This is a genomic window from Chryseobacterium sp. T20 (assembly GCF_047345655.1).
Classification (GTDB): domain Bacteria; phylum Bacteroidota; class Bacteroidia; order Flavobacteriales; family Weeksellaceae; genus Chryseobacterium.
Map to the genome: position 1 here is coordinate 292461 of NZ_JBLFDU010000005.1, position 6499 is coordinate 298959.

General features: G+C 35.2%; 8 protein-coding genes and 2 tRNA genes. 7 read left to right on the forward strand and 3 right to left on the reverse strand.

All coding sequences use genetic code 11. The features are described from left to right. Nucleotides 1-93: 93 nt before the first annotated feature. From ACMA47_RS14555 to ACMA47_RS14575, 5 genes are all read left to right on the forward strand, one after another. A complete protein-coding gene (locus tag ACMA47_RS14555) occupies nucleotides 94-1146 on the forward strand; it encodes a sensor histidine kinase (protein WP_413930341.1) in 1053 nt (350 codons plus the stop codon). Then, complete coding sequence (locus ACMA47_RS14560; protein ID WP_413930342.1) at nucleotides 1121-1888, forward strand: LytR/AlgR family response regulator transcription factor; 768 nt, start codon at nucleotides 1121-1123, stop codon at nucleotides 1886-1888. The genes ACMA47_RS14555 and ACMA47_RS14560 overlap by 26 nt, the downstream gene beginning before the upstream one ends. 144 nt (nucleotides 1889-2032) lie before the next feature. Continuing rightward, complete coding sequence (locus ACMA47_RS14565) at nucleotides 2033-2704, forward strand: Crp/Fnr family transcriptional regulator (protein WP_413930343.1); 672 nt, start codon at nucleotides 2033-2035, stop codon at nucleotides 2702-2704. 35 nt (nucleotides 2705-2739) lie between these two features. Continuing rightward, nucleotides 2740-3306: a glutathione peroxidase gene (locus ACMA47_RS14570; RefSeq protein WP_034695630.1), complete on the forward strand. Its 567-nt coding sequence runs from the start codon at nucleotides 2740-2742 to the stop codon at nucleotides 3304-3306. A gap of 276 nt (nucleotides 3307-3582) precedes the next feature. Continuing rightward, nucleotides 3583-4164 carry a hypothetical protein gene (locus ACMA47_RS14575; protein ID WP_034695632.1) on the forward strand — a complete coding sequence of 194 codons (582 nt, stop codon included), beginning with the start codon at nucleotides 3583-3585 and terminating at the stop codon, nucleotides 4162-4164. Between the two features lie 349 nt (nucleotides 4165-4513). Here the strand turns inward: ACMA47_RS14575 and ACMA47_RS14580 are convergent, their stop codons facing one another. Then, on the reverse strand, nucleotides 4514-4960 hold the full coding sequence (locus ACMA47_RS14580) for a GNAT family N-acetyltransferase (RefSeq protein WP_413930344.1): 447 nt from the start codon (nucleotides 4958-4960) through the stop codon (nucleotides 4514-4516). 191 nt (nucleotides 4961-5151) lie between these two features. Between ACMA47_RS14580 and ACMA47_RS14585 the strand changes: the two genes are divergently transcribed. Together ACMA47_RS14585 and ACMA47_RS14590 are read left to right on the forward strand one after the other, a co-directional pair. Next, complete coding sequence (locus ACMA47_RS14585) at nucleotides 5152-5865, forward strand: 2OG-Fe(II) oxygenase (RefSeq protein WP_413930345.1); 714 nt, start codon at nucleotides 5152-5154, stop codon at nucleotides 5863-5865. Nucleotides 5866-5883: 18 nt separating this feature from the next. After that, nucleotides 5884-6123 (forward strand): Ada metal-binding domain-containing protein, encoded by a 240-nt coding sequence (locus tag ACMA47_RS14590; RefSeq protein ID WP_413930346.1) that lies wholly within the window; start codon nucleotides 5884-5886, stop codon nucleotides 6121-6123. A 193-nt stretch (nucleotides 6124-6316) separates the two neighbouring features. Here ACMA47_RS14590 and ACMA47_RS14595 read toward each other — a convergent pair. Both ACMA47_RS14595 and ACMA47_RS14600 read right to left on the reverse strand, forming a co-directional pair. Beyond that, a tRNA-Met gene (locus tag ACMA47_RS14595) sits at nucleotides 6317-6389 on the reverse strand. A gap of 38 nt (nucleotides 6390-6427) precedes the next feature. After that, nucleotides 6428-6499: transfer RNA gene (locus ACMA47_RS14600), tRNA-Met, on the reverse strand.

Sequence of the window (6499 nt, forward strand, 5' to 3'; positions counted from 1 at the left end):
TATAGAAATCTCAGTGCTAAATAACGGACGTGCTGCCGTGCCGTTATTTAGCTTTTGTATCTTTGTGACTGCTTAACTGCCTGATTTTTATTTATGATCTATGCAAAATATATAAATACCAACGGAAGAAAGGTATTCAGGATTGATCCGAGAATCATTCTCTTCAGCGCTCTTTTTATGGGGATTCTGGCTTCAGTACCCAAAATACTCCGTATGCATATAACATTGGGAGAGCTGACAATAGATTTTTCCATCTCCTTTTTATTCTCCTTGTTTGTATGGTATTTTAATATCTACAGTCTGCCGAAGTTTTCTATTCAGAATATATCTACAAGATTTTTCAATAAAAAACTGGTGATCAGCTTATCCATCGGAGTAGTTGTCATGGCAGCCATAGTGCTCATTCATCATATTATATTTCCCAAGTATGGATTTAATACCATGGTACTGATGTACGAATTCCGGGGAGTATTGATCAATCTTACGATTTATATGTTCCTGTATCTTTTGTATCAGACTTATAATTCTCAGCAGATTAAATTTGAACTTGAACAAATCAGAACGGATAATCTCAATGCCCAATATGAATTGCTGAAGCAGCAGATTAATCCTCATTTTTTATTCAACAGTCTCAATACGCTGAAATCTATGATTGACATAAAAGATGAAAGTTCCGGGGATTTTGTGGTGAGGTTGGCAGATTTCTATCGCTTCACTTTAGACAACAGAAAAATGGATCTTATTCCCTTAAAAAAGGAACTTACAATCCTGGATGCCTACGTTTTTCTTCTGACATCGAGATTTGAAGATGGTATAGAGTTTAAAATAGATATTCCTGAAGAGATCTTAAATTCTTACATTCCTCCATTTACGCTGCAGCTTTTGTGTGAAAACTGTATCAAACATAATATCGTGTCACTGGCCAATCCGTTAATCATAAAATTATACAGTGATAACGAATATATTATTATTGAAAATAATTTCCAGCCGAAGAATATACCACAGGAATCAGCAGGAATAGGAATTGAAAATATCAGAGAACGTTACAAGCATTTTGCTGAAAAGGAACTTACCATATTGCATAATGATCTTACATTCACCGTCAAATTACCTATAGTAGATGAAAGTTTTAGTAATAGAAGATGAGATAAAAACCGCAAAGGCATTGGGACGGATGATCGTTGCAGTACAGCCGGAAGCTACCATAGTACAGTACATTGAAAGTGTTGCTATGGCTGTTGAATATCTTTCTGGCACTGAAACTCCGGACATTATATTTATGGATATTCAGCTGGCGGACGGAAACTGTTTTGAGATATTCAGCCAGGTCAGGATAAAAGTGCCTGTCATTTTCTGTACGGCCTTTGATGAATATGCGATAGAAGCTTTTAAAAGTAACGGAGTGGATTATATCTTGAAACCTTTTGAGAAAAAAGATATTCAGTCCGCTTTTGAAAAGATTAATAATCTTAAAAACTTCTTTCAGCACGCTCCTTCTCCCGACCGGAAACTGGAAGATATTCTGAATAATCTGACAACAGGAAGAGGAAAAACCAATTTTCTGGTCTTTTCCAATAATAAATACAATAATATCCCTGTTGACAAAATTGCCTGCTTTTACAGCCAGTTTGGAAGTACTGTACTGGTGACTTTCGATCAGAAAGAATATTCAGTTCCACAGTCATTGGATGAGATCGGGCAGCTGGTTTCAGGGGCTCAGTTCTTCAGAATCAACAGGCAATATCTGATCAACTTTACAGCTATTGTTGAAGTGGAGCATTATTTCTCACGAAAACTTCTTGTCAGTCTGAAAATTGCCACCCCGGAAAAGCCATTGGTCACCAAAGATAAAGCCTCCCGTTTTCTTCAGTGGCTGGAAGAGCGATAAAACAATTAACTAAAAGCAGTATATAAAATAATTTAATCTCTGACTATCATTGGAGAAAGCTAATATTTTGCCCGATCAGAAATAGTTTTTGCACAACAATAAACAACCAAACTCAACTACTGCTCAAAATAAAGAATAAATAAAATGGATCAAAAAAATACTATTGCAGACGGATTTATTCGCCGTAAATTTGGTTTTCTTGGTGAGGACTTTCTGGAAGAGCTTACAACTCATGGAATCTACGACAAAATAGAAGCCAGACAGGAAATTATCCGGGAAGGAGACCGCGTCAAATATGTTTTGTTTTTAATAAAAGGAGCTATTAAAGTGTATTCTCTGAATGATGGCCGTGAACTTGTCTATTATTATATCAGTGATGAAGAGAACTGTCTGATGACCTTTTCGTCAATTTTTAATAATAATATCAGTAAGGTCTATGCCACTACGGAAGAGGACTCTGAAGTTCTTCTTGTTCCTCTGGCAGTGATGAGTAAGTGGCTGGTAGCGTTTCCTGCCATTAATACAATATTTTTTCATGAATATGAAAGAAGATTTTCAGCAGTGATGGATATGATTAATGAAGCGATGTTTCATCATCTGGACACACGCGTTCTGAATTATATTAAGCGAAAAGTGATTTTGGCAGGAAATCAACCTGTAAAAATCAAACACAGAGAAATATCAGGAAGCCTGGGAACTTCACGGGAAGTGGTAAGCAGAGTGCTGAAAAAAATAGAAAATGAAGGAAAAATCTTTAAAGATGAAGAAGGTAAGATAGGGACTGCAGATCAAATGCTTTTACCATTAAATAAATAATATAACATATACATTAATATTAAAATCTTTTCTCAATGAAAAAAATACTTTTTATCGGAATGGTGCTTATAGGGATTATAAGCCTTTCATCATTTATTAAATCGGATGATTCCAGAGGTACAAAACCTGCAAAATCAATTTATGATTTTAAGATTGAATCCATCGACGGCGGAAAAATTGACTTTTCTGAATACAAAGGAAAATACATTCTTATTGTAAACACAGCATCCAAGTGTGGATACACTCCTCAGTACAAAGGATTGGAGCAACTTTACAAGGATTATGGTGATAAACTGGTTGTCGTAGGTTTCCCTTCTGATAATTTTGCAGATCAGGAGTTTCATGACAATGTTGATATCAAATCTTTCTGTGAAAAGAATTATGGAGTAACTTTCCCACTTACTACTTCAGTGGATGTAAAAGGTTCAAAAATCACTCCTGTATTCGATTATCTGACTCACAAATCTCAAAACGGAGTAATGGACGCCACCATAAGTTGGAATTTCAATAAGTTTCTGATCAGCCCGGAAGGAAAATTACTGGAACATTTTGACTCTAAAGTAGTTCCTGAAAGTGATAAAATCACTCATTATTTCAAATAAATAATCTTTACAAAACACTACCATCATTATGAGTAGTGTTTTTTTTATCCATGCACATAAAAATATTTTGATAGTGAATGACCATTCAAATGCACAAATTGAATTGCATTAAAAATTTAAATTACAAAAATCATGTCAATAAAGACCCTGAAGACGTCATTTTTACAACAATGATTCATATACATTATAGAATTGTTAAATTTTATTAAATAAATATTAAAATGTATTTGTTTTAACCGGGAAATTATATTTATTTTAGTGCTTTAAAAATTTCTCATGAAAAGATATAATTTATTGATTGTACTATTACTGCTTATTTTCAATGTTACTACAGCACAAAAGAAGGGTTCTCCTGCTGCCGATCTTAGTATATTAAAAGATACAAAATCAAAAATCGAAGCCACCGTTCCATTGGTTATTCAGCATCTTCAAACGATCTCTACAAAAGAAGGAGATAATAATATTGTGAATAACGGAAAGATTGCTTTGGGTAGAGAATATGGTATTTTAGAATCTGAATGGTTTTTATACAGAAACAATATGAAAAACTGTATCCTGAACAATTCTTCTAAAAAAGCTAAGAAATGTATGGAATACCACAACAATATGTTGAGAGGTACAATGATCAATTACAACAATTATATTACCAACCTTACAAGAAAGAACGGTTATCTGGGAGTTGAAGGAGATACAAAGTTTGAATTCAAACCTGCTGATATTGCTACAAAGCTAAGTGAAGCTTACTTCAATGCAAACGATGCTGCGGGAAGAATGAAAGCGGATCAGAAAAGAGACTTTTTAGGACAGACAATGTCTGATGACAACAAGCTTACTCCTTACGCTCAGCTGGCACAATAATATCTAAATCATATTTAAAAATAAAAAAAGAGAACCGCAATTGTGGTTCTCTTTTTTTATTCAAAAGCAAAAAATCTCCGCCGGAAAAAGCAGTTTTGTGGTACTAATCATAAAACCCTTGGGGAAAAAGTAGAAAATTAGGCAGAGATTTTTTTGCATACACTCTACAGATCAACTGTCCTACCCATGATCTGTAAGAGCTTTACAAAAATAGGACTATAGCCTTCTGCTGGCTGAAAATACCTGTAGAATTAAATGTTCAAAACTGTAGAACTAATACTACTTCTCATTATAGAAGTAAAGCACCTCAAAAAAAGGTGCTCTACAATTACGTTTTATTCGCTTTATTCTATTTCCACCAGTGGTAGTAATTATGCAGTCCGTCATATTCAAACCCGCAGCGTGGATACAGCGTGTTTCCTATATCATTTGTTTTTTCGGTTTCAAGCATCAGTCCACACGCTCCTGTTTCTTCACACCATTGCTTACTGCGGTCAATTAACGCCACAGAAAGTCCCTTCCCTCTATAATCAGGATGTACAAATAAATCACTTAACAGCCATTGTTTTTGTAATTTGGTATAATGAAACAATTTATAAAGCTGTACGAATCCCACAGCTTTTCCGTCTGCTACTGCAAGGAAAATATCAGATTCACTGTTTAAAAACCGTTCTTTAAGAAAAGCTTTCCCTTTTTCAAGATCCGATTCCTGTCTGTAAAAAATACGGTAAAGATTGAACAATTCAGCCGTTTCATCAAGATCCTCAAGACTTGCCTTTTTAATCATGTAATTCATCGTTATATCTATTTTTATTAACAGGGCAAAAATAGCCTTAAACAGGACCAGTGATATCATCCAGAATCATATTAAAACTATAGTCCAGACAGACTTACTCTGATCTTTATTAAATCACACAATGAATACCGCACGTTTCGGATTGTATTGTTCTGAACAACGATGGATTTTTGCAGAATAAAATCAAACCAATGAAAAATATTGTTCATACAATCAAAAATACAGACTGGCAAGAACTTACAGAAGCAATGCATCAAAACGGATATGCCATCATTCCTGATCTGCTGTCTGAGGAAGAATGTGAACTATTGAAATCAAATTATGATCATTCTTCTCTTTATCGTAAAACAGTCGTCATGGCCAGACATCGTTTTGGTTTGGGGGAATATAAATATTTTACCTATCCATTACCTGAAATCATTCAAACCATACGAACAACGATGTATTCTTATCTGGCTTCTATTTCCAATACGTGGTTTAAAGCTTTACATATTGACACTCAATTTCCTTTAGATCATCAGGAGTTCCTGGACCTGTGTCATCTTAACAACCAACAAAAAGCTACGGTTTTAATTTTGAAATATGGAAAAGGCGGTTTTAATACGCTTCATCAGGATTTATATGGAGATGTATACTTTCCTATTCAAATTGTATTAATGCTCAGTGAACCTGATAAAGATTTTACAGGCGGAGAGTTTGTGCTTACCCAACAGATTCCGAGAGCACAGTCAAAGGCTATTGTTTTAAAACCTAAAAAAGGAGATGTATTGATTTTTACAACTCAATTTAAGCCGGAAAAAGGAACTAAGGGATACTACAGAGTCAATATGAAACATGGAGTAAGTGAAGTGAGAGAAGGAAACCGTTATGCATTAGGAATTATCTTCCATGATGCAACCACCTAATTATTAAACAATTGAATTATGATTCAGCATTCTCAGATCACAACCGAAAGTCTTAGAAGTAAAATCCACCACAGAGAAATTCGTTTTGGAGGAAATAAAAAACTGAAAATCTACGGATTGCTCAGCTGCCGCTCAGGAAAGAGAATGAAAATGGACAACAGAGTTTTCTTCACAGATGAGAAAGAAGCTTTAGAAAATGACTATCGTCCATGTGGACATTGTATGAAAGAGGCATATAAGCTGTGGAAAAACCAGTAGTACCTACCATATACCCCTTTTCCCTATTTATTTTACCGAAGATAAAATCTTTGAGTCTTGCCCAAAATGTAAATTCGGTTATAAAAATTTGTGTCTTCGCATTATTCCGACCTGAGATTGCTTCACTTTGTTCGCAATGACCAGATAATAAATAAAAAAGAGAAGCAATACATATTGCTTCTCTTTCGTTTAGTAGCGGGAACCGGACTCGAACCGATGACCTTCGGGTTATGAGCCCGACGAGCTACCTACTGCTCCATCCCGCGGTATATTTTTAGAGTGTTTACCGAAAACACTTGCTTAGTAGCGGGAACCGGACTCGAACCGATGACCTTCGGGTTATGAGCCCGACGAGCTACCTACTGCTCCATCCCGC

Coding starts and splice junctions, on each gene's coding strand:
- ACMA47_RS14555 (WP_413930341.1), top strand. CDS start 94: ATGATCTATGCAAAATATATAAATACCAACGGAAGAAAGGTATTCAGG.
- ACMA47_RS14560 (WP_413930342.1), top strand. CDS start 1,121: ATGAAAGTTTTAGTAATAGAAGATGAGATAAAAACCGCAAAGGCATTG.
- ACMA47_RS14565 (WP_413930343.1), top strand. CDS start 2,033: ATGGATCAAAAAAATACTATTGCAGACGGATTTATTCGCCGTAAATTT.
- ACMA47_RS14570 (WP_034695630.1), top strand. CDS start 2,740: ATGAAAAAAATACTTTTTATCGGAATGGTGCTTATAGGGATTATAAGC.
- ACMA47_RS14575 (WP_034695632.1), top strand. CDS start 3,583: ATGAAAAGATATAATTTATTGATTGTACTATTACTGCTTATTTTCAAT.
- ACMA47_RS14580 (WP_413930344.1), bottom strand. CDS start 4,960: ATGAATTACATGATTAAAAAGGCAAGTCTTGAGGATCTTGATGAAACG.
- ACMA47_RS14585 (WP_413930345.1), top strand. CDS start 5,152: ATGAAAAATATTGTTCATACAATCAAAAATACAGACTGGCAAGAACTT.
- ACMA47_RS14590 (WP_413930346.1), top strand. CDS start 5,884: ATGATTCAGCATTCTCAGATCACAACCGAAAGTCTTAGAAGTAAAATC.